This is a genomic window from Pseudomonas sp. RIT-PI-a (assembly GCF_001187875.1).
Taxonomy (GTDB): Bacteria; Pseudomonadota; Gammaproteobacteria; order Pseudomonadales; family Pseudomonadaceae; genus Aquipseudomonas; species Aquipseudomonas coleopterorum.
Genome location: NZ_LGIR01000027.1, coordinates 94,515 through 116,745, shown reverse-complemented (window position 1 = coordinate 116,745; position 22,231 = coordinate 94,515). Strand labels below are relative to the sequence as shown.

Annotated in this window: 15 protein-coding genes; 5 read left to right on the top strand and 10 right to left on the bottom strand. The window is 63.2% G+C overall.

Features of this window, described 5'->3' with window-relative positions; genetic code table 11:
- Window positions 1-259: 259 nt before the first annotated feature.
- From AC788_RS15970 to AC788_RS15960, 3 genes are all read right to left on the bottom strand, one after another.
- Entirely contained in the window at window positions 260-3,757 is a 3,498-nt protein-coding gene (locus AC788_RS15970) for a Tc toxin subunit A (RefSeq protein WP_049861556.1), read from the bottom strand.
- Window positions 3,758-3,941: 184 nt separating this feature from the next.
- Window positions 3,942-6,851, bottom strand: a complete 2,910-nt coding sequence (locus AC788_RS15965) for an RHS repeat-associated core domain-containing protein (protein ID WP_049861554.1) — start codon at window positions 6,849-6,851, stop codon at window positions 3,942-3,944.
- Window positions 6,852-6,994: 143 nt separating this feature from the next.
- Window positions 6,995-8,518, bottom strand: coding sequence for a fumarate hydratase (locus tag AC788_RS15960; RefSeq protein ID WP_049861553.1), 1,524 nt, complete (start codon window positions 8,516-8,518; stop codon window positions 6,995-6,997).
- A gap of 330 nt (window positions 8,519-8,848) precedes the next feature.
- Here AC788_RS15960 and AC788_RS15955 point away from each other — a divergent pair, with 330 nt between their 5' ends.
- Both AC788_RS15955 and AC788_RS15950 read left to right on the top strand, forming a co-directional pair.
- Entirely contained in the window at window positions 8,849-9,955 is a 1,107-nt protein-coding gene (locus tag AC788_RS15955; RefSeq protein WP_049861552.1) for a GGDEF domain-containing protein, read from the top strand.
- A complete protein-coding gene (locus AC788_RS15950; RefSeq protein ID WP_049861551.1) occupies window positions 9,948-10,877 on the top strand; it encodes an iron-sulfur-binding ferredoxin reductase in 930 nt (309 codons plus the stop codon). Before AC788_RS15955 ends, AC788_RS15950 begins: the two co-directional genes overlap by 8 nt.
- Before the next feature lie 165 nt (window positions 10,878-11,042).
- Here the strand turns inward: AC788_RS15950 and pyk are convergent, their stop codons facing one another.
- Entirely contained in the window at window positions 11,043-12,497 is a 1,455-nt protein-coding gene (gene pyk, locus AC788_RS15945) for a pyruvate kinase (RefSeq protein WP_049861550.1), read from the bottom strand.
- Between the two features lie 190 nt (window positions 12,498-12,687).
- Here pyk and AC788_RS15940 point away from each other — a divergent pair, with 190 nt between their 5' ends.
- Both AC788_RS15940 and AC788_RS15935 read left to right on the top strand, forming a co-directional pair.
- On the top strand, window positions 12,688-13,062 hold the full coding sequence (locus tag AC788_RS15940; protein ID WP_049861549.1) for a tetratricopeptide repeat protein: 375 nt from the start codon (window positions 12,688-12,690) through the stop codon (window positions 13,060-13,062).
- A 120-nt stretch (window positions 13,063-13,182) separates the two neighbouring features.
- The gene (locus AC788_RS15935; RefSeq protein WP_049861562.1) at window positions 13,183-13,545 is read left to right on the top strand and encodes a PilZ domain-containing protein; all 363 of its coding nucleotides are present in this window, start codon (window positions 13,183-13,185) and stop codon (window positions 13,543-13,545) included.
- Between the two features lie 15 nt (window positions 13,546-13,560).
- Here AC788_RS15935 and AC788_RS15930 read toward each other — a convergent pair whose 3' ends face one another.
- Genes AC788_RS15930 through AC788_RS15920 form a run of 3 tightly spaced genes read right to left on the bottom strand, consistent with a single transcriptional unit; the run spans window position 13,561 to window position 16,660 of the window.
- The gene (locus AC788_RS15930; protein ID WP_049861548.1) at window positions 13,561-15,378 is read right to left on the bottom strand and encodes a DUF4350 domain-containing protein; all 1,818 of its coding nucleotides are present in this window, start codon (window positions 15,376-15,378) and stop codon (window positions 13,561-13,563) included.
- 38 nt (window positions 15,379-15,416) lie between these two features.
- Window positions 15,417-16,124: a 4'-phosphopantetheinyl transferase family protein gene (locus AC788_RS15925; protein WP_049861561.1), complete on the bottom strand. Its 708-nt coding sequence runs from the start codon at window positions 16,122-16,124 to the stop codon at window positions 15,417-15,419.
- 41 nt (window positions 16,125-16,165) lie between these two features.
- A complete protein-coding gene (locus AC788_RS15920) occupies window positions 16,166-16,660 on the bottom strand; it encodes a SprT family zinc-dependent metalloprotease (RefSeq protein WP_049861547.1) in 495 nt (164 codons plus the stop codon).
- Between the two features lie 164 nt (window positions 16,661-16,824).
- Here AC788_RS15920 and ttcA point away from each other — a divergent pair, with 164 nt between their 5' ends.
- On the top strand, window positions 16,825-17,649 hold the full coding sequence (gene ttcA / locus AC788_RS15915) for a tRNA 2-thiocytidine(32) synthetase TtcA (protein ID WP_049861546.1): 825 nt from the start codon (window positions 16,825-16,827) through the stop codon (window positions 17,647-17,649).
- Window positions 17,650-17,828: 179 nt separating this feature from the next.
- On the opposite strand, the gene AC788_RS15910 is transcribed toward ttcA, so the two are convergent.
- From AC788_RS15910 to AC788_RS15900, 3 genes are all read right to left on the bottom strand, one after another.
- The gene (locus tag AC788_RS15910; protein ID WP_049861545.1) at window positions 17,829-19,967 is read right to left on the bottom strand and encodes a mechanosensitive ion channel domain-containing protein; all 2,139 of its coding nucleotides are present in this window, start codon (window positions 19,965-19,967) and stop codon (window positions 17,829-17,831) included.
- Window positions 19,968-20,079: 112 nt separating this feature from the next.
- Window positions 20,080-21,369 (bottom strand): M18 family aminopeptidase, encoded by a 1,290-nt coding sequence (locus AC788_RS15905; protein ID WP_049861544.1) that lies wholly within the window; start codon window positions 21,367-21,369, stop codon window positions 20,080-20,082.
- 213 nt (window positions 21,370-21,582) lie between these two features.
- Window positions 21,583-22,218, bottom strand: coding sequence for an RluA family pseudouridine synthase (locus AC788_RS15900; protein WP_049861543.1), 636 nt, complete (start codon window positions 22,216-22,218; stop codon window positions 21,583-21,585).
- Between the last annotated feature and the right edge of the window lie 13 nt (window positions 22,219-22,231).

Sequence of the window (22,231 nt, the reverse complement as noted above, 5' to 3'; positions counted from 1 at the left end):
GGGTGGTGTCGTTGGGCACCAATTCGCCCAGGTAATAGGCGACGAGGGCGTCGCGAAAGCTTTCGTTGAGGGTTGCTGCAATGGTCATGGAATGGATTCCTGTGTGGTGGTTCAAGGGTTTTTTGGGGTGCCTGTAAGGGCCTCTTCGCGGGCAGAGAGCTCGCCGCCCGCCCCCGCTCTCACAAGGATTCAAAGTGTTCACAAAATCCCTGTGGGAGCGGGCTCTGCCCGCGAAGAGGTCGACGCCGATACTTCAGACTTAAGCGCGAACAGCCGCCATCGCCGCCTGGCCTACCGCCTGCCAGTCAGCCTCGGGGCTGTCGGCCGTCAGCGAGCAGGCTTGCAGCAGGGTCGCCGCGTTCAGGCCGGTTTCGAGCGACACGGCCTGCGCCCGGCGCAGCCAGTCGATGTGCGCAACGGTCTTGGCGGTCTTCTGCGGCAGCAGCTCGGTCAGCAGCGCCACTTCGGTTTCGCGCCAGCCCAGCAGGGCCGACACTGCGGCATTGCAGGTTTGCGCCTGCACCGCCAGTTGGCGCTTGCCAGGGCGCTTGGAAACCAGCGCGTTGGCCTGTTCCAGGTAGCCCAGCAGGCGTTCTTCGGGTTGGCCCAGAGTGTTGAAAAGGGTCTCGTAAGCCTTGAGCAGGCGCAGATTGTCAAGCTTCAGCGGTCGCAGGTTCGTGGCGCCGAGCCATTCCGGGCAGGCGATGAAGGTACGCAGTGCGCGCGGGCCCAGATTTGTCCAGGTCACAACCTTGCTGACGGCCACAACGCGCTGCAGCCTCTGGAGCGTGTACTCTTGGGACGAGCGCTCAGGCTCGCCCTCGATCGGCCAGCCCTGGGTGACGTGATACAGCACCGCCCCTGGCGCAAAGTCGGCCAAGTGCCCTGCCAGCACGGCCAGCTCAGGCATCAGACCGGTGTGTTCTTGCAGCAGCGCTTCGATCAGGCGTTCCTGGCGACGCAGGCGCTCAAGCAACCACTGGTCCAGGCAGCCCATGGCCGATTCGACGGCCTCGGATGTCAAGGCAAGCGAGTCAAGCATCTGCTGAAGGCGGGCTTGCAGCTGTGCCAGGTCAGTGTCTTGGGCCGTGAGTTCTCGATCGACCACGAAGCCACTGCTGCTGATAAGTGTCCACGCACGCAGCTGTACGTACCAATCGACGGCCGTGCCGTCTTGCAAGGTGGGCAGACCCAGCTCATTGACCTGCTCTGGGGTGACGCGTTGATCACGAGCCTCGTTGGCCAGTTGTTCAAGACGTTCGTACAGGGCAGGGGCGGGTGTGCGGCTTTCGACGGTATCGAGCAGTGCACGCAGGGACGATACAGTCAGCTTGTGGGTCTTGAGCCACCGCACGCACTCATCCAGTTGCATCAGGATGTCCAGCACGTCCGCTTCGGCTTCTGCGTCGGCTTCCCGTGGCAGCAGAACACCGGCCGTGCATTTGCGCACGAATTCGACGCCGCCCATCAGACGCTGCAAGCCATCCAGGTCGGCCACGTTGATGCTGAACAGGGCAGCAATGCGCGCTTGGCGATACAGCGCCGACACTATTGGCAGCGAGCGGTTGAGTGGACCGACGTGAGCAATGGTATTGGCTGCCGCCACGCCAAAAGACGTCTCGTCGTGCAACAGACCCAGACCGGCGCACAATTGACCAATGGTCTTTTGCGAGTCCATGTCGGACGGGGTTTGGGTGAACGCGGTTTGATCCAACTGCAGTGGCGCGCCGAACAGCACTGGGCTGTTGAAGACGCGATCGAACAACGGCAGCGTGTCGCCGCTGGCGAAGGGGGTTATGTCGTGTATAAACGCTGCGAACTCTTCCGCGCCGATGCCGTAGTGGCGATTGAAGTAGCGATAGGCGCCCAAGGTGCGCAGGGTGTTCTGATTGGGCTGCAACGCCGGGTTGGCATCGCCCTCGGCGCGCATGGCCGACACAATCAGCGTATCCAGTTCGGCAAACGGGATATTCGTCCAGCGTTGCAGACGGATCATGCGCTGCATCCGGTCGAAACGGTCCAGAGAGGTATTGCCCAGCAACAAGGGAGAGGTGTCGGCTCCTTGCCAGAAATTCAAGGCGTTATTGTATTGCTCTGTGTTGGCTCCTGATTTGTAATTGTCTTGGCCGCCCGTGCCGTTGACGTAGACTGCGCCGTAGCTCATTGGGTTGGGCATGCGCCGCTCCGGCCTGCTTGAACCGGTCTTGTTACCTATTGGACAGTTCGGCGAAAGCTGCGGGAAAGCCCGCTTCTGCGCAATCAGTGACTGCAACTGATCGGCATCTAAACCTGTTGTCTGGCAAAATGTATTCACTTGGCTCAACGAGCAGTTGTCGAATACAAGTTGCTCGATGCCGTAGTGCTCGCGGAAGAAAAGGGTTTCTTCGCCAGTCAGGTTACGGCTTTGGCCAGCAATACTGCCGGTATAGATACTCACGCTCAGACGGCGACCGATACGGATCACACCGTCGGTTTTGGCCATCACGTCAATCAGTAAAGGCGCATGAAACTCACCGTCGAGGGGCCGGCCGCCGTTATCGGCTGGATCATACGTGATACGTAAACAGATGCCCTGATTCAGGTCGTCATGGGCGGTGGGTAGCGGCCATGACCCGCCGCTCCCCTCGCGCAAGCCATGAACCCTCAGGCTAACGGTCTGCGTAACGCCGTTGTGCTGCAAGGTCATCATGATCAGACTGTATTGTTCGTGATGAGTGACATTCGAGACTGCAGGCTGAACCGGCACCTCGAAATGTGTAGTGCCCGTAGTCCACAGATAGGTGTTGGACTGGATAGGGGAATACCACGAGTTATCACTCAGTGTCCGGCCCAGGGCCGGAAACAGGCTTGGCTGAACAAGCAGGCGCTGCTGCACCGGGCTCAAACCTGACATCAGCGGCAAGGCATTTTTAGTCATGGCGCTAGGCGTGGCTGCCAAGGTGTAATTGATCTCACCCAGCCCCGGCTTCTCCCCACCCAACGCCAGACTCACCTGCTGGTGAGCAAAATGATACGGAAACACGAACGGGTGCTTCTTCTCCGCCAGCAGTTGGTGGATCGGCCGCACATCGTCTTGTTCTTTCTGGTACTTGTTGATGCCCTGGGTCAGCACGTCATTGACCAGGTCCAGCATGGGCCGGCTCTGGTAGGTGCTTTGCTCGTCGATCAGCATCTGGTCCAGATCGGGGCGGCGCACTGTCAGCGGGATGCGCAGTGGCGAGGTGGAGGCGCCTTCGATCTTTTCGGCGGCGAAGCGGCGCAGCGAACCCAGGTAGGCCACTGGTCCGTCCATGGCTTCGATGGCGCCGACCTTGCAGAACTGATCCCAGTTTTCCTTGAACAGGTTGGGGTAGCTGGGGCCGACGTTGACCAAGGCGCGCACGCCGGTTTGCGGCGCGATCAGCGGCAGGCTGCGGCCCGACGAGACCTGCTCTTCACGGAAGGAGCGCGCGATCTGGTTGGCGTAGCACATGGCATTGTCGTAGGCCAGGTCGCCGTCGGCGTCGCTGAGGTTGCGCAGTCGGCTGGTGAATTCGAGCTTGGGCTGGCGGATGATGTCGAACACCGAGCTCATGCCCATCTGCGGCATGGCGTCGGCGAAGCTGAGGCGCCCGGCGATGCGGGTTTCGGGCTGCTGGGGTACGAGGTTTTCGAACAGTGGGTTGTAGACCGGCTCCTGCTCAGCCGGCAGTTCGATTTCGGGGGTCAGGTCTTCGTCGTTGTCGAAGAGGGGATCGGGCAGTTCAGGCGTGTTCATGGTTCGCACTCGTTCAGGGAAATGACAGCCTGACGTTTTACGGTGCGCGAATACTTGGTGGTATCCGTAGAAGTGATAGGTAGGCAAGGCTTCCAGGTGGGTGTAGGGAGGGGGGGAGTGAGACGCCAAGGTCAGAGGTACACACGGCAAGCTGCCCCGCTTGGGGCAACTTGCCGTGTGCGCTTTACGCAGTCTTCAGGGCAATCTTGTGGTTGCTGATCACACGCGCAGTCTTGGAGAAGCGGGCTGTAACCTGCCGAGTGACCTGTTTCTTGAACAAGCCAGTGGTTGTGTTCTCAACTTTGGAGATGTTCGGAGGGTTCATCTGGTTTTGGTGATGAATACCCCATTGCCGAGCTGAACGGTCGTAACGCATGAACGCTGTGGCCTGTATGTTCTCGATGGTGGCGCCGGTGCTGTCCTGGTGATAGGCATAGTCCGGGTACTCCATGGCATTGACCATGCCAAGACCATGTTCACCGCTGCTCAGATTGTTGTACTCGTCGTCTTCCTTGTCGCCTTGCACATGCCGGACCCGCAGCGTCTGGCCATCCATCTGGTCGACGGCCAAGGTACACCCGCTGAAGCCTGGGGTGAGCACCAATTCCGGTTGACCCTGGCTTGGGTGAATGGGAATGTCGACATAGCCCCCCTGGGGTGCCCAGTAGGCGTACTCACTGGCCGCCACGGGGTGTGCGGCGCTCGGGTCGGTCACGACTAGAGCGTTGTAGCTTCTGCCTTGGTCCGTCATTTTGAGCGCACCGAAGAGCAACTGCCCACCGCCTTGGAGATTTGTTATCGTTGCTATGGTGGCCGCGGAGGTAGACACTTTTTGCGGAACGAGCAAATCGGTTATCAAGAGTTCGCTGGCCTGGCTGCCATCGCTCAGCACGTCGCGCAGCGGCACCGGTTGCGCGTGCAGTGTTGGAAAGTCATAGATGTCGGCCGGCGTCTCGGCGATGGAGGCGTCTTTTCGATTGCGGCTGGCGCCCGTACGCAGTTTCGGCGCGTACAACCCGTTGGGCTGCTGGGCACCGCTAGGCTCCAGGCCGTCGGCATCGCGCAGGGTCATGGGGTTGTTGCGCACCATCCTGAACAGGTTCAAGCCATCGATGGTGCCGGCCGGGTCGGCGCTCAGCCAGCGACAGGCCCACGGCTGGTAATAGCGGTGGCCGTAGTAATACAGGCCACTGGCGTCGCACTCCTTGCCCGAATAACGAACGGTCTTGTAGCAGGCCTCCAGTTCGTTGCGTGCCGCCCACACGGCAGTGCCGCCGAAAGGGTAGTACTCTTCGCGACTGATCAGAGCACCCTCGCCATCGACTTCAAGCCCGCCGCTGCCAATCAAGTCGTCGTAACTGTAACGCAGGGCGCCGTTGTCAACGCCATCCGGTTTACCCTGCGTCCACAGCAGCGCCCGGAGCTGGCCACTGCCGGGCGCGCCGACGCTGATCGTCTGCCACTGTTGGGTGAGGGTTTCACCCACATGCTGGGTGTGCAGTTCGAGATCGCGCAGGTAAACCGTGCGCCGGGTCTGCTGTTGGGTGCCGCCCTGAGCGCTGGCCCGTTTACTGATGCGTTGTCCGTCTGCGGTGTATTGGTAGCGTTCGTCGTCGGGCATTTGGCCTTCACGGCGCAGTGCGGTGACACTCTGCAACTGCCCGCGGGGTGTCCAGCTCAGAGGTTGGCCGGGGCGTAGATGCAGTTGATGGCCGGCGGCGTCGAACAGGCAATCGACCTGATTGGGGTCTTCGCTCAGTTCGCCCGGCACGGCGCGGTTGCTGGAAGTCGCAACGGTGATATGGCGGGTGTAGTTGTTGCCGCTGGCCGGTGCGCTGTGGCGCAGGCGAACGAGGTTACCGGCACGGTCGTATTGGTAGGTCCGGGTGTACAGCGTCACCGCGCCATCGTCGAGCAGCATGGGCGTGCTCGGCGCGCCCTGGCGTGAATGGCTGGCACACTCGCGGCCGCTGGCGCTCACCAACTGATAGAGGCTGTCATAGACGAAGCAGCTCTGCGCGGGCACCTGCTGGTTACGCCAGAAGCGGGTGGCCTGCGCCGTGTCTTCCACTGCCGTCACGTTGCCGGCTGGATCGTAGCTGTAGCGCAAATCCTGCAGGCGTTGGGCCCCGAGTCGATGGCCAGCCGGACGCTCGACGCACACGCCGACCAGACGCAAATCGCAAGGGTCGTAGGTGAAGGTGCTGAGCACGCCATTACCCTGTTCCTTGCGCAGCAGTTGGCCGCTTTCACTGTAGTGCTGGGCAATCACCACCGGTTGTTCGACCTGGCCGTTGAGGCGTAGCCAACTGGCGTTTTGCAAGCCAAGTCGGTCGTAGGCAATGCGCTGGCGGTGCAACTGCGGGTCGATCTGCGTGATCAGGGTGCCGGTGGCGTCGAGCTGGTACTGGTGGGTGAGCGCGTCGGTGTCCAGCAGGGCATTCCAGGCCTGTTCATCGGTGCCCTGCCAGTTCGCTTGGCTGTCGCCGCGCAACAGTCGACGGCTTTCACACAGTACTGCGCCGTTGACGCTCAGGGCCGAACGCTGGTGCAGGCCGCCCGTGTCGTAATGCCTGACACAGCGACCGCTCAGGTTGAGCGCTTGCTGAGAGGCGCTGGGGGTGGCCCAGATGAAGCGCTCGATCACCTTGCCCGCGCTGGCCTCGGTGTGTTCGGTGACGGTGCTGATTCGGTCCGCGGGCTGGTTGGCCAGGTAGGCCCAGGTGCGTTTGACGCCGGTGGCGGAGAGGCTCAGAGCCGGTCTGCTCAACGCATCGTCCAGCTGGTAGTTGCGCCCGGCATCGACACTGTCGCTGCTCAACACCTTGCCTGCCAGGGAACGTTGGTAGCGAATATTGGGGGTGTAACTGCCATCCCGCCGAACGTGAGCGTGGAGGCGCGGATCGACGGAGGCGAGGTGTTGGCCAGAAGCGCTGAAAGCGTGCCGGGTGATGCGCGCTTCAACGATTTCCAATTGCTCGGGATGGCGGTGGTACAGCACTTCGGCCACGGCCAGCCCGCGGCCATCGAGGACGCTGAGCATCGGGGTGTTTTTGAAGGTGCTGTACGACTGTGAACGGTTCGAGCCCGTCATGATGGAATTGCTCCTATTGCAAAACCACCCTTTCTATGCCCAAGCCGCCGTTGGCGATACTGTCAAATGTGCCAGCTAGACAAACTGGCTGAAACGAAAAAGCCCGGCACAATGGCCGGGCTTTCGCGGGTCGCACGCAGCGTTTACTGTACTTCCACCGCCAGGCTTTCGGCGATCTTGCCCTGCCAGATGGCCGGGCCGGTGATGTGTACCGACTCGCCTTTGCTGTCGACGGCCACGGTCACGGGCATGTCCTTGACGTCGAACTCGTAGATGGCTTCCATGCCCAGCTCTTCGAAGGCCACCACGCGCGATTTCTTGATGGCCTGGGCCACCAGGTAGGCGGCGCCGCCCACGGCCATCAGGTACACAGCCTTGTGATCCTTGATCGCTTCGATGGCGGTCGGGCCGCGCTCGGACTTGCCGATCATGCCCAGCAGGCCGGTCTGGTCGAGGATCTGCCGGGTGAACTTGTCCATCCGCGTGGCCGTGGTCGGGCCAGCCGGGCCAACCACTTCTTCGCGGACCGGATCGACCGGGCCGACGTAGTAGATGAAGCGGCCCTTGAGGTCCACCGGCAGGGTTTCACCCTTGTTCAGCATCTCGACCATGCGCTTGTGCGCAGCGTCGCGACCGGTGAGCATCTTGCCGTTGAGCAGGATGGTCTCGCCCGGCTGCCAGCTTTGCACTTCTTCAGGCGTCAGCGTGTCGAGGTTGACGCGGCGAGCCGACGGGCCGGCTTCCCAGACGATTTCCGGGTAGGCGTCCAGGTCCGGCGCTTCCAGTTCGGCCGGGCCGGAACCGTCGAGCACGAAGTGGGCGTGACGGGTCGCGGCGCAGTTGGGGATCATGCACACCGGCAGCGAGGCGGCGTGGGTCGGGTAGTCCATGATCTTCACGTCGAGCACGGTGGTCAGGCCGCCGAGGCCCTGAGCGCCGATGCCCAGCTGGTTGACCTTGTCGAACAGCTCCAGACGGATCTCCTCGATACGGTTCTGCGGGCCGCGGGCCTTGAGTTCGTGGATGTCGATGGACTCCATCAACACTTCCTTGGCCATTACCGCAGCCTTCTCGGCCGTGCCGCCGATACCGATGCCGAGCATGCCGGGCGGGCACCAGCCCGCGCCCATGGTCGGCACGGTCTTCAACACCCAGTCGACGATCGAATCGGACGGGTTGAGCATGGCCATCTTCGACTTGTTCTCGGAGCCGCCACCCTTGGCTGCCACGTCCACTTCCACGGTGTTGCCGGGCACGATGGAGTAGTGGATCACCGCCGGGGTGTTGTCCTTGGTGTTCTTGCGAGCGCCGGCCGGGTCGGCCAGGATCGAGGCGCGCAGGACGTTTTCCGGCAGGTTGTAGGCGCGACGCACGCCCTCGTTGATCATATCGTCCAGGCCCATGGTGGCGCCGTCCCAGCGCACGTCCATGCCCACGCGCACGAACACGGTGACGATGCCGGTGTCCTGGCAGATCGGCCGGTGGCCGGTGGCGCACATGCGCGAGTTGATCAGGATCTGGGCGATGGAGTCGCGCGCCGCCGGGGACTCTTCACGCAGGTAGGCCTGGTGCATGGCCTGGATGAAGTCCACGGGGTGGTAATAGGAAATGAATTGCAGGGCGTCGGCGACGCTCTGAATCAGGTCGTCTTGTTTGATCACGGTCATGGGGCGCGCTCCTCTTGGTGGGGAACATTCGTTAAGAAAGCGGGTCAGGTCTAGCCTGGCGCACGGCTTTCGAGGTGCGTCAACGTGTAGCAGGTTGGCGCGAAAAAGGCGCGGCAGTATAGCGCGGCTGAACCGAGCTGACACGCTGGATCGATGGAGTGGCGTGGGGTTGAGGCGGATACACCGTTGGTCCGATACCCGGTAGACTTCGTCGAGCCCTCCAAAATTGAATAGTTATTTGACCCCTTGGCCATTATTATGGCATCACACCTTTGCACTGTTACGGTGCAATCAGGGGATGGATTCCCGTTCAGCACAGCGAGTCTGCGAGTGACCGAGTCCGCCCTTCAACATCTACTGATCAAGCGTTTCTCGCTGGCTGCCTGCACCTATGCGTTGGTGCTGGTGCTCGTGTGGGTGGCCATCCTGACTCAGTATTGCAGCGTGTCGCTGGTGACAGCGGTGGGCAGTACTTGCCTGGTCGTCGTCAGCCAGGGCGTGCTGTACTGGGTCTTCCGCAGCGGCACCAATCAGCGCTTTCGCGACCCCAGCCTTACCGAGTTCCAGGTGCTGCTGGCCGTGGCCTGGCATACCTGGCTGATCGCCAATCTGGAAGTGGCTCGCGGCACCTTCATGGTGGTCTACGTGTTGATCCTGCTGTTCGGCGTGTTCCACCTGCCGCGCCTGGCGTTCGTGCGCTGTGCGCTGGTGGTGTTCGTCGCCTTCGTCGGGGTCAATCTGTGGGAAGCCTATCGCATGGCGCTGCCGGATCCGGGGCTGGCCACGTTGCAGATCTGCGCCATGCTGGTGGTGCTGCTGTGGTTATGCATGTACGCCAGCTACGTGCAGAGCTCGCGCCAGCGCATGCGCCAGCGCCGCTACGCCCTGCAGGCGCACCAGGACACCCTGCGCGGCATGATGCGCCAGCTCGAAGACCTGGTGGCCACCGACGAACTCACGGGCCTGTTCAATCGTCGGCATTTCCTGCGCCTGGCGTCGCGCGAGCTGGCCACGCTCAAGCCGGGTGTCGAGCATGGCTTGGCTTTGATCGACCTCGACCACTTCAAGCGCATCAACGACATCCATGGCCACGCCGCCGGTGATCAGGTGCTGCAGGCCTTTGCCGCCGTGACCCAGGATTGCCTGCGCGATACCGATGTACTGGCCCGCTATGGCGGCGAAGAATTCGTGCTGTTGATGCCGCAAGTCGATGCGGATCATCTGGTGAGCAGCTGCGAGCGGCTGCGTCGCGCGTTTGCCGACGCCGACCCGCAGGGCCTGGGCGCAGCCAATCTGAGTCTGTCGGTGGGCATGACCTTGCTGGCGCCGGGCGACGATCTGGATGACGCGCTGCAGCGTGCCGACCAGGCGCTGTATCGGGCCAAGCGCGAGGGTCGCAACCGCTGCGCGGCAGCTTGGGACATGGCCGATGCCTGAACTGGAAACAGGCCGGCAGCGCTGGACGGTCGCGGCCGGCAGCAACCTGCTCGATGCCCTCAACGAGGCCGGCCTGCAGGTGCCTTTCAGTTGTCGCGCAGGCAGTTGCCATGCGTGTCTGGTGCGCTGCCTGGCTGGCGAGCCCCACGACCGCAAACCTGAAGCCCTGAGTGTCGGCAAGCGCGAGCAGGGCTGGCGCCTGGCCTGCCAGTGTCAAATCGTCGAGGACTTGCAGGTGGCGGTGTTCGATCCTCAAGGTGACGGTACGGCTGCGCGAGTGATCGGCCATGACTGGCTGTCGGCCAACGTGCTGCGCCTGCGGCTGCAGGCGGAACGTGAACTGCGCTATCACGCCGGGCAGCACATGGTGCTCTGGACCGCCACGGCCGCAGGAGTGCGGGTCGCGCGGCCTTATTCCATCGCCAGCCTCGCCCAGGCCGACGAGTTTCTGGAGTTTCATCTGAGTTGTCGACGCCCCGGCGCTTTCATCGATCAGGCCCGTCAGTTCAAGGTGGGCGATGTTGTGCAGGTGGGCGAAGTCCGCGGCGGCGCCTTGCATTACGATCCCGAATGGCAGTCCCGGCCACTGTGGCTGTTCGCCGCCGGTACCGGTCTGGCGCCCTTGTGGGGCGTGCTGCGCGAGGCGTTGCGGCAAGGGCATCAGGGACCGATCCGCGTGCTGCACATGGCCGATGAGCACTATCTGGATGAACCCTTGCGGGCGCTTGCCCAGGCGCATCCCAACCTGATGGTCGAGCAGTTCCCGGCCGGCGAGCCTCCGCCCTTGCGGCTTTCCTCGCGTCAGACCATCGCGCTGGTGTGCGGCTCGCCGATTAGTGTGGAGGAGTTCTCCAGACGGCTGTTCCTGGCCGGACTGCCCAGAAGCCAGCTGTACAGCGACGTATTCGTCGGCCGCGGCTGAGGCGATGACCGCCCCCTTCAGGAGCGGTCATCGGCCGCGAAAAGAGTTCCAGGCTATACCTGACACACCGCAGCCCACCCTTCGCGGCCACAGACCGCCCCTACAGAAATGCAAAAGGCCCCGAGGTTTCAACCCCGGGGCCTTTGGTCGTTCAGCGAGCAATCATCAATCGACCAGCGGATCACCCACGTGCAGGATCTTCATCCCGTTCGTGCCACCGGTCGTGGCGTAGCTGTCGCCCTTGGTCAGAATGACCCAGTCGCCTTGCTGCACGATGCCCATCTCCAGCAGCTTGTCGATGGCGGCCTTGCTCACTTCGCTCGGCGGCAGCACGGCCGGATCGAAGTCCACCGGGTAGACGCCGCGGAACATCGCCGCACGTGCCTGGGTGGCGCGCTGCGGCGAGAAGGCGAAGATCGGGACCGACGAGCGCAGGCGCGACATGATCAGCGAGGTGTACCCGGTTTCGGTCAGGGCGATGATCGCCTTCACGCCCGGGAAGTGGTTCGCCGTGTACATGGCGGCCAGCGCGATGCTTTCGTCGCAGCGCTCGAACTGGGTGTACAGACGATGGCTGGACTTCTTGCTGGTCGGGTGCTTTTCCGCGCCTACGATGATGCGTGCCATGGCTTGCACGGCTTCGATCGGATAGGAACCGGCAGCACTTTCGGCCGAGAGCATCACGGCGTCGGTGTAGTCGAGCACGGCGTTGGCCACGTCGGACACTTCGGCGCGGGTCGGCATCGGGTTCTGGATCATCGACTCCATCATCTGGGTCGCCACGATCACCGCCTTGTTGTTGCGGCGGGCGTGCTGGATGATCTTCTTCTGGATACCGATCAGCTCGGCGTCGCCGATTTCAACACCCAGGTCGCCACGCGCCACCATGACGGCGTCGCTGGCGCGGATCAGGCCGTCGAGGGTCTCGTCGTCGGCCACCGCTTCGGCGCGTTCGATCTTGGCCACCAGCCAGGCGGTACCGCCCGACTCGTCACGCAGCTGGCGCGCGTATTCCATGTCCGAGGCATCGCGCGGGAAGGACACGGCCAGGTAGTCCAGGTCCATTTCCGCGGCCAGCTTGATGTCGGCCTTGTCTTTCTCGGTCAGGGCCGGGGCGGTCAGGCCGCCACCGCGACGGTTGATGCCCTTATGGTCGGACAGCGGGCCGCCGATCAGCACCGAGCAATGCAGCGAGTCGGCAGTGGCGGTTTCCACGCGCATGACCACGCGGCCATCGTCGAGCAACAGCTCGTCGCCGACGCCGCAGTCCTTGACCAGGTCAGGGTAGTCGATACCCACGACGTCCTGGTTGCCCTCGGTGAGCGGATGGCTGGTGGAGAAGGTGAAGCGGTCGCCGACCTTCAGTTCGATGCGTTTGTTGGCGAACTTGGCGATGCGGATCTTCGGACCTTGCAGATCGCCCAGCAGGGCGACGTGACGCCCCAGCCGTGCAGCGATCTCGCGGATCAGACGGGCGCGAGCCTTGTGCTCATCCGGTGTACCGTGGGAAAAGTTCAGGCGAGCGACATCCAGGCCGGCCTTGATCAGTTGTTCGATCACTTCCGGTGAGTTGGAGGCGGGGCCCAGGGTGGCAACGATTTTGGTACGGCGAACGGTCATGCACTGACTCCTTTATTGAAGCGCTGGCAAAGGCTACTCCTCAATTGCGCTGGCGTCATCGTTCCTCTGCACTCGATAGAGAGGATTTGGACAGAGACAGTTGGTGCGCGCCGGCATCGGACGCCCGGGTATTGAAGATTCCCGGCAACGGGTCGATAAAGCCTCATACCCCCTGCGGCAGGAGAGTCCCATGCGCGCGCTTGTATTGATTGCCCTGGCCATCGCCGTGTCAGGCTGTACCCGCTGGTCGATGGACCAGCACCTGAACAGCGCCTACCGCGCCTATGACGACGGCAACTGCGAAAAGGTCGTACTGGAGCTGTCCCAGGTCGACCGCAAGAGCCGTTCGCGGCCGTACGTGCAACCGGAAGTCTCGATGCTGCGAGGTCAATGCCTGGAGCGCCAGAAACTGTACGTCGATGCGGCACAGACCTACCAGTACATCATCAATCGCTATCCCTCCAGCGAGTACGCCTACCGCGCCCAGGCACGTCTGCAAACCCTGGATCAGCTTGGCCACGTGCACCCTGGTGTGCCTGCACAGCCACGTCCGGCGGCATTCTGAGGTGAATTTCCTGTACCCTGAAACGATCTGGAAAACGCCTGGGACACCTGAACGGGTGAACCTGTGAAACGACAGAGGACGAACGCGACACTTATGCCGGATATCTACAGCAGACCCATCATGTACACCGAGCGTCGGATCGAACGGCACCAGTTGCCGTACTACCTGAAGGTCTACAACCGCTACACCGGCCGCGCCATGGGCTACATGGGCAACATTTCGGACGTCGGCCTGATGCTGATCAGCGAACTGCCGCTGTTGGTCGGTCCGGTGTTCGAACTGCAGGTGAAAATCCCCTCGGTCGAGGGCGAGCCCAAGCTGATCGACCTGTCGGCGCATTGCCTGTGGTGCAAGGAAGACGCGACCCCTGGTCACTACGATTCGGGCTTCGAACTGCAGGGCCCGGCGCCGACGGAGTTTCTCAAGCTGGTAGACGCGTTGCGCCACTATTTCACGTTCCATCCTCATGGCACGTCGGCCTGACGTAGAACCTGAAACTCAGGCGCGCGGCTGGCGCAGGCTTCGATAGCGCAGCAGCGCTTCGGTGGCGATCTCTCCCGGCCATGCATCCACGACAGTAACGCCTGCCGCGACCAGCCTATCGTGCAGCCCCTGACGCCAGAGCAGCCGCTGCATCACCCCGCAATAGAGCAGGGCATCGCGCCGAGTCTTGACCGGCTGCTGGCGCAGGCGCTCGAGGGCTTCGTCGCGCAAGCTGGCCAGCAGCACCGGATGGCGCACTGCTACCTTGGCCAACGCAGAGACCCTGTCCGGCTCGTCAATCTCCTGGAAGCCGGTGACCATGACCACCAGCACAATGGCCTCGTCTTCGACAAGCAAGGCATCCAGGGTCGCGGTCGAATCACCCGCCGTCGAGGAGGGTTGCAGATGCGCAAGCGCTTCGGCCATTCGCTGCAGCTGCTCGGCCCCGGATTGCGCCGCCAGGCTCACCGGCGTCACGCAGGATGACACCTGCAGGCCCACGGCATACCCATCCGTCAGCGCTGCTTCGCTGACTTGCAGACACGCATGCACGGCATGCCTCAGATCGGTTTCGCGATGGCCGGCCCAGGCGCCGCCGTCCAGCAGCATCATCACCACTGGGTCGGCCTGTCTTGCGGCCACACTCAAAGGACGGTTGATCCGCGCGCCGACCGACATCGGTCCCAGGCTGTCCCGCAGGCTTTGCAGTTGCGCCACCGCGCGGGTGAATGCTCGACTCGACAGACGTCGGTGGCCGGCTGGCATCAACGCGGCGCCAACGCTGCGGGTCGAATGCTGCGACAGTTGCGCCAGCACCTGCCACTGGTCGGCGACGGCGAGCTTGTCGAAGCCTGGATGATGCAGACGCGCGCGCTGCAGCACGTCTTGGCGCAGATGGCCGAGCAACGCCTGTGGACCCTGCTCGCGCAGACACTGACGTCCGTATCCACGTAGCCGGCGCAGCTGATGTCGGTCCAGCCCGTTCAAGCCCTGGTAGGGACACCGCCGCGTCCTCATCCACCACAGCCCCGACCCGGCGGCCAGCAGCAGGGCGGCCATCACCCACGGCATGTAGGGTTTGGACTGCTCGACCACGGGTTCGAACAGCCAGGTCACCTCACTGCCCTGATTCAGGTACCACAGCAGCCAGGCATTGTCGTAGCGCGGGATCTGCTCGCGCTTCCACAGTTGCGCATCGCTGACCAGGGTGATGAGGCCATCGCCATAGGTCATCTGCATCAGATGGGTGGCGCCATTGCTGTTGGCCCATGCCTGAACCTTGCCGGTCGGGTCATCCAGATGGCGTTGCGTATCGAAGCTGAAATACGCCGGCGCTTCCTCGTCTTCCAGATAGAGCTTGGTCAGGCTCGGGTACTCATCGTCCGCAGCAGGGGGAAGCTGCGGCAGCTGCGCGCTCAACTGAACGCGGATCTGCAGACGATCGAGCAACGCATCGCCGCTGGTGGCGCTGGCTTCGTCCCACAGGGCGTCGGCCACCGTCAGCAGGCGTCCGCCGCGCTGTACCCAGCCCAACAGTCGGTCGACCTGCTGGGTGGACAGCGGCGTTTGCCGGTCCAGCAGCATCAGGCTGTTTCCCGCTGCAGGCAGGGTGTCGAGGGCGGCCCAAGTGGTTGTCGTGTGGTTGGCCAGCCCCTGAGCCTGCAGAAAGTCGCGGGCGCTTTGATAGGGCGTATCCCCTGGCGCAAGCGAAGCGACGATGCGCGCGATGGATTGCCGGGCGCTCTGGCTATTTAGTGTCTGGTCCAGCAGGCGCGGGCTGTCGGGACCGGTAGCGCCGGTCAGGCCGACCCACAAGGCCAGCGTGACGAGCAAGGCCGCAGAACGCCGGATACGCTGCCCCTGGGCTGGCCTCAACGGACCGCTACCAGGCTCAACAGGTGTCCGTCGAACCAGGCAAACTGCCCGTCGATTTCGAATCCGTCGCCAAACTCTGGTGACAGGTCGGTCAACAGGCGCAGCCGCGCATGCCCTTCGGCCGACCACTGCAGCACTTCGGCATGCTCGAAATAGAAACGCTGCCCGACCAACGGGTACAACGCCTTGAACAGGCTTTCCTTGAGCGAGAAGGTCAGAGTGACCAGCGTATCCACCTGCGCCGGATCCATCCGCGTCATTTCCGCCGGGGTGAGGATTTCCGCGCACAGCCGTTCGGCGCGCGCCGCTGGCAGCAGGCTTTCGATATCCAGACCCAGCCCCTGGCATTGGTCCCGATGGGCGACCACGGCCGCGGCCCGACCACTGCCGTGGGTGATCGACCCGACGATTTGCTCAGGCCAGACCGGGGCGCGGTCGGCGCCGATGGCCGGCACCTGCGCTTCGCCGGTCAACGCCAGCAGGGCGCCACGTGCGCAGACGCGCCCCGCCAGGTACTCGGCCTGACGCTTGGCCACCGAACGCTGAATCGACGCAGGCGGGGCAATGCCGCACTGCGCGAAGTCTTCGGCGGTCAGCGCGCCGTGGTCGAAACGGCTGCTGAACAAACGTGCGCCGGGCACGGCCTCGGGCAAGGGCCAGTGTTGACGCAGGTCGCTCAGGCAAGCGGGGAGGGCTGTATTCATGTGCGCATTCTGCCCAGCCTGGTCGTGCAAGGGAATGGCGATCATTGCACGCGCGTTTCACCGCTGAACACAAGGGTCTGGCGACAGCGCCGGCACAGGTAGCGGCGACCTCTGCCGACCAGGCCATGGCGTTGCGCCGAGAAGGCGAACTCGCTGTCGGGGCAGGGGCATTTGTACAGGTAGCGCATGACCTGGCGACGCTTCACGGCGTAGCTGTGGCAGCGGTGCGGGGTCAGTTCATAGACACCGCGCATGATCAGTTGCCATTCCTCGCCGTGAGGCGCGATGCGATCGCCGAACAGCTGGTGCGCCACCAGGTGCGCGACCTCGTGGGGCACGGTCTGCTTGAGGAAGTCTTCGGCATTCTCGCGGTAGAGCTGCGGATTGAAGCGCAGCAGGTTTTCGTGCAAGTGCGCCACACCGGCCTTCTGCCCGCGCAGCTGGGTGCTGACCACCGGGCGCCGGAAAGGGCGCTTGAAAAACAGCTCGGCCTGGCGAAAGCAGGCTTCGACGCGTTGATTGAGTTGCTCGGGCATTCTTCGACACACTCCAGGTGCAGCGATTATGCCGCAACCTCCGTGCAGTGCCGAGCCATCCGTCGGTGCCGTGCGGCCCTCACGCTTCGCAGACGGTACACGGCACGCATCAAAGTGCGTAAAATGCCCGGCCTTTGTCACCCACCTCGCGGGATCCTGTCGCCATGGGCACTCTTTCAGTCAACCAGAACAAACTGCAGAAACGCCTTCGTCGCCTGGCCGGTGAAGCCGTCGCCGACTACAACATGATCGAGAACGGCGACAAGGTCATGGTCTGCCTCTCGGGTGGCAAGGACAGCTACACCCTGCTCGATGTGCTGCTGCACCTGCAAAAGGTCGCACCCATCCAGTTCAGCATCGTGGCGGTGAACATGGACCAGAAGCAGCCGGGCTTCCCCGAGCATGTGCTGCCGGCCTACCTGGAACAGCTGGGCGTCGAATACCACATCGTCGAGAAAGACACCTATTCGGTGGTCAAGGAGCTGATCCCGGAAGGCAAGACCACCTGCTCGCTGTGCTCGCGCCTGCGCCGCGGCACGCTGTACACCTTCGCCGACCAGATCGGCGCGACCAAGATGGCCCTGGGTCACCATCGCGACGATATCGTCGAGACATTTTTCCTCAACATGTTCTTCAACGGCTCGCTCAAGGCCATGCCACCCAAGCTGCGCGCCGACGACGGGCGCAACGTGGTCATTCGGCCGTTGGCTTACTGCCATGAGAAAGACATCCAGGCGTACTCGGACTTCAAGGGCTTTCCGATCATCCCCTGTAACCTGTGCGGCTCCCAGGAGAACCTGCAGCGCCAGGTGGTCAAGGACATGCTGCTGGACTGGGAACGCAAAACGCCCGGCCGCACCGACAGTATCTTCCGCAGCCTGCAGAACGTGATGCCGTCGCAGCTGGCCGACCGCGACCTGTTCGATTTCCACAACCTGCGCATCGACGAGAACGCCCCGGTGCGGATCGCCAATGTGGTGAACCTGTAACACCGCAGCGCCCCTTTCGCGGGCAGAGGCCTCAGCCGCCCGCCCGGCTCCCACAGAAAACAATTCAGCCTGCAGCGATCACTGTGGGAGCGGGCTCTGCCCGCGAATAGGGCCTGAGCCACACCTCAATTCCTGTGACAAAAAAGTGGACGAACAAGCCGCCTGCAAAGGGTATCCCGCTATTTCTCGCCAACCGCCCCCGCCGTGACCACCTGCACGCTCAGGCGCGGTGTCGCCAGGTCCAGCCCGGCTTCATCCAACTGGCGCTTGAGTGCCAGGTTGAAGGCCCGCGACACTTCCCACTGCTTGATCGGCCCGGTCTTGAACCGCGCGCGCAGAATCGCGGTGCCCGACTCGAAGCTTTCCACCCCCTGAAACTCCAGCGGAGACCAGATATCGCGCCGATGCAACGGATCGCTGCGCATCTTCTGGCCCACTTCGCGCATCATCTTGATGGCGTCGTCTATTCCCATGCTGTAGGGCACCGCCACACGAAAGATGGCGTAGCCGAATTCCCGCGAGTAGTTCTTGATGCTCTTGATTTCGCTAAAGGGGATGGTGTGCACGATACCGTCGATGTCACGCAGGCGAACCGTACGGATGGTCAGGCCTTCGACGGTGCCCAGGTGGCCGCCCACATCCACGTAGTCATCGATGGCCAGCGAGTCCTCGATGATGATGAACAACCCGGTGATCAGGTCCGCCACCAACGACTGTGCACCGAAACCGATGGCCAGACCGATCACCCCCGCACCCGCCAGCAGCGGCGTCACGTTCATGCCCATGTTGGCCAGGGCGATGATCGCGGCAATGATGAAAATGGTCACGAACAGCACGTTGCGGATCAGCGGCATCATGGTCTGCGCGCGCGCGTTGGCCATGCCCTTGCGCGAACGGGTAAGGGCGTGATGGATGCCGGTGTCGGCCAGAATCCACACCAGCCAAGCGAAAATCAGAGTGCCCACCAGGCTGGCCAGGCGCACCGAGATTTCGTGACCATCGCCCTCGGTGAAACCGATCAGCGACATGCCCCACACACGCAGGCCCAGGTCGATGAACACCACCCAGATCAGCAGGTGCATCAGGGTGTAGGCGAAGTGGCTCAGGCGCTCTGAATACAAGGCATGGCGCCTTGGACCCTTGGGCGGGCGCAGGGCATGGCGACGGATCAGGCCATTGATGACCATGCACAGGATCAGCAGCACCGCGCACATCAGCGACTGACGCAGCGCTGTGCTGGTGTCGCCGGCCGAGAAGAACGTGGCGAACAGCGAGATGCCCACCAGCACCAGGGCCGGCAGGTACCAGAAGCTGCCGAGAATCTCGATGGTGTCGCTCAACGCCCGACGCGTCAGCCGCCGCGACAAGGGCTGGTTGCGGATCAGGTGGGCGATGGGCCGACGGAAGCGCAGGATGAACAGGCCGGTCGACAGGGCGGCCAGAACGTTGGCCAGGGTTGCCGCGCTGTGGGCCAAGTGCTGACCGAGCGCGGCGACCATGCGCGGGTCACTGAGCGCCTCGCCGAAGGCCGCGAAACTGCCGATCAGCCACAGCGGCCGAAAGGCCCGGTGCCGCAGGATATTCAGGGCACGGTGCCGATGCGGACCGTCCAGCAGGGAAAACGCGATCACGCAGATCGCGGAGAACAGCGTGCCCACCACCAGTGCATAGGCCATGACCATGGCCAGGCTCTTGCCCAGCGACGAAGGCAGCGCGTAGCCCACGTACACGGTAATGACCAGCGCCACCAGCCACGGCCCCAGCTTGCGCAAGGCAAAGCGCAGCAGGTCGAGGGTGCGTGGATGCTGCGGCAGTTCTTCCGACAGGCCGAAGCGCAGGCGCACGCGATGGCCGATCCAGATCAGACTGTAGGCGAGCAGGCTCCACACCAGCATGATCAACAAAAAAGCGCCGATGATCGGCGGCCATTCCGCCATGGGCAGGGCCAGCGCCAGCAATTCATCGTGGGCCAGGGCGACTTCCTCACCCCAGCGCCGGAATGGGCTGTTGTCCCCGGAAAACTGCTGGTCGACGTGGGCCAGGGCGCTGCCGATCATGCCCAGCACGCCTTGCTCGGCGGCCGGCTGGGCCTGCCGGGTACTGTCCCTCAGCTTTTTCAGGTCGCTCAACAGCTTGGTGCGTTGCTGGTCGTTTTCCAGGGTCTGGATCACCTGATCCAATGACTGGCCCAACGGCTGGGCGGGCTGTTCGGCCGGCTTCTCCGAGCTGCCCCCCAACAGGCCGGGCAGGCCGACTGCCTGAGCGGTAATGGGCAGCAAAAGCAGGACGGCAAGCGCCAGGCGCAGGAAAAGGACCATCAGTGGAGTCACCTGTAGATCGGTGTTTGGGTGGTGCGCCCTGCGCGGACAGAGAACGACCTCTGCCCGCGTACGGGTGTTCAGGTCGGGCCACGTCGCGGCAGGGGCGTGACTAGGGCAGCTCGTTGCTGGCGTAGAAGGCACCCAGCACTTTGACCAGATGCGCCAGGTCATGGCTGCCAGCCAGCTCGCGAATCGAATGCATGGCGAAGGTCGGCAGGCCTATGTCGACGGTCCTCACCCCCAGGTGACTGGCGGTGATCGGGCCGATGGTCGAGCCGCAACCCATGTCGCTGCGCACCACGAAGCTCTGCACCGGCACTTCCACCGCCATGCACAGGTGCCGGAAAAACCCGGCCGTCTCGCTGTTGGTCGCATAGCGCTGGTTGCTGTTGACCTTGATCACCGGCCCGGCATTGAGCTTGGGTCCGTGATTGGCATCGTGCTTCTCGGCATAGTTGGGGTGCACGCCGTGGGCGTTGTCCGCCGACACCAGAAGCGAACGCTGGATGCTGCGCACGTACTCGTCGCCCTCAGGGATCAGGCGTTGCAGCACCTGTTCGAGCATCGGACCGTCGGCGCCACAGGCGGAGCTGGAACCGATCTCTTCATGGTCGGTACACACCAGCACGCAGCTTTCGTCGCCTTGCGTATCGAGCAGGGCCTGCAGGCCCGCATAGCAGGACAACAGGTTGTCGAGCCGCGCGCCGGCGATGAAATCACCGTTCAGGCCGATGACCGCAGCACTTTGCGTGTCGTAGAAACTGAGCTCGTAATCGAGCACCACATCGGCGTTCAGCCCATGTTCGCGAGCCAGCTGTTCGGTCAGCAGTGCGCGGAAATCCACGCGCTCATCCCCGGCCACCTGGGCCAGCACGGGCGGCAGTTCGGTCTGGGCATTGATCGCCCAGCCCTGATTGGCCTCGCGGTTGAGGTGGATGGCCAGGTTGGGTATCACGGCGATCGGCAGGCGGAAATCGATCAGCTGGCTTTCGACCTTGCCGTCGCGGCGAAACGTTACCCGGCCGGCCAGCGACAGGTCGCGGTCGAACCAGGGTGCTAGCAGGGCACCGCCATACACCTCGACACCCAGTTGGAAAAAGCCCTGGCGCTGCAACTCGGGTTGCGGCTTCACGCGCAGGCAGGGGCTGTCGGTGTGGGCGCCGACCATGCGCAGCCCGTTGAGCAGCGGTGAGTGCTTGCCCAGCTTGACGGCGATGATCGAGGAATCGTTGCGGGTCACGTAGTAGCGCCCGCCGGGCACCGTGTTCCAGCTCTCGCGCTCGTCCAGCCGCTGAAAACCGGCGGCCTCGAGGCGTCGTGCCATAGTGGCAGTGGCATGGAATGGGGTAGGGGAGGCCTTGAGGAAATCGATCAGGCCCTGGTTCAAAGCTTCGCGCATAGAAAACTCCAGACAGCAATGCCGTCAGTTTACCCGATTGCCCACGGATAGGGCTGCCCAATCCATGGCGGCGAGCCCCTGCCCGCGAAGACCCCACCGAGGTATTTGTGGGAGCGGGCTCTGCCCGCGAAGGCCCCACCGCGGTGTATCCGACGTGCCCGCGAAGACCCCGCCGCAGTGTATTCGGCGTACCCGCGAAGACCCCACCACAATTCAAAACGGCGCAGCACACTCGAATTTCATCCGCTCACCTGTCACCGGATGGGTGAATGCCAGCATGCTCGCGTGCAGGCACAGCCGCTCATGGGCCTCCAGCGCCTGCGGATGGGCATACAGCCGGTCACCCAGCAACGGATGACCGATCGACAACATGTGCACGCGCAACTGGTGCGAACGCCCGGTGATCGGCGTCAGCTCGACGCGGCACCACTCCCCGCAGCGCTCCAGCACCTTCCAGAAGGTCAGCGCATGCTTGCCCTGCTCGTGGTCCACCACATGCCGGGGCTTGGTCGGCGGGTCGTAGCGCAGCGGCAGGTCGACACTGCCGCTGTCCAGCGCCGGTTGCCCCCAAGCCAGTGCGGTGTAGGCCTTTTCCGTTTCGCGATCGTGAAACTGACGGGACAACTCGCGATGGCTGTCGGCATCCCGCGCCAGCAGAATGATCCCGCTGGTTTCCCAGTCCAGGCGGTGCACGATACGCGCCTCGGGAAACCCGTTCTCCTGCAGGCGGGTGATCAGGCAGTCCTTGTTGTCTTCGGCGCGGCCCGGCACCGACAGCAACAGGGTCGGCTTGTCGATGACCAGCACGGCGGCGTCCTGGTGAATGATGCGAATGTTCGACAACGGCATGAAAGTCTATCTC

What these genes read in the sequence shown, in the direction of transcription:
- AC788_RS15965 (WP_049861554.1), bottom strand. Translation starts at nt 6,851, where the DNA reads ATGACGGGCTCGAACCGTTCACAGTCGTACAGCACCTTCAAAAACACC.
- AC788_RS15900 (WP_049861543.1), bottom strand. Translation starts at nt 22,218, where the DNA reads ATGCCGTTGTCGAACATTCGCATCATTCACCAGGACGCCGCCGTGCTG.
- pyk (WP_049861550.1), bottom strand. Translation starts at nt 12,497, where the DNA reads ATGACCGTTCGCCGTACCAAAATCGTTGCCACCCTGGGCCCCGCCTCC.
- AC788_RS15925 (WP_049861561.1), bottom strand. Translation starts at nt 16,124, where the DNA reads ATGAATACAGCCCTCCCCGCTTGCCTGAGCGACCTGCGTCAACACTGG.
- AC788_RS15935 (WP_049861562.1), top strand. Translation starts at nt 13,183, where the DNA reads ATGTACACCGAGCGTCGGATCGAACGGCACCAGTTGCCGTACTACCTG.
- ttcA (WP_049861546.1), top strand. Translation starts at nt 16,825, where the DNA reads ATGGGCACTCTTTCAGTCAACCAGAACAAACTGCAGAAACGCCTTCGT.
- AC788_RS15920 (WP_049861547.1), bottom strand. Translation starts at nt 16,660, where the DNA reads ATGCCCGAGCAACTCAATCAACGCGTCGAAGCCTGCTTTCGCCAGGCC.
- AC788_RS15960 (WP_049861553.1), bottom strand. Translation starts at nt 8,518, where the DNA reads ATGACCGTGATCAAACAAGACGACCTGATTCAGAGCGTCGCCGACGCC.
- AC788_RS15910 (WP_049861545.1), bottom strand. Translation starts at nt 19,967, where the DNA reads ATGGTCCTTTTCCTGCGCCTGGCGCTTGCCGTCCTGCTTTTGCTGCCC.
- AC788_RS15950 (WP_049861551.1), top strand. Translation starts at nt 9,948, where the DNA reads ATGCCTGAACTGGAAACAGGCCGGCAGCGCTGGACGGTCGCGGCCGGC.
- AC788_RS15905 (WP_049861544.1), bottom strand. Translation starts at nt 21,369, where the DNA reads ATGCGCGAAGCTTTGAACCAGGGCCTGATCGATTTCCTCAAGGCCTCC.
- AC788_RS15940 (WP_049861549.1), top strand. Translation starts at nt 12,688, where the DNA reads ATGCGCGCGCTTGTATTGATTGCCCTGGCCATCGCCGTGTCAGGCTGT.
- AC788_RS15970 (WP_049861556.1), bottom strand. Translation starts at nt 3,757, where the DNA reads ATGAACACGCCTGAACTGCCCGATCCCCTCTTCGACAACGACGAAGAC.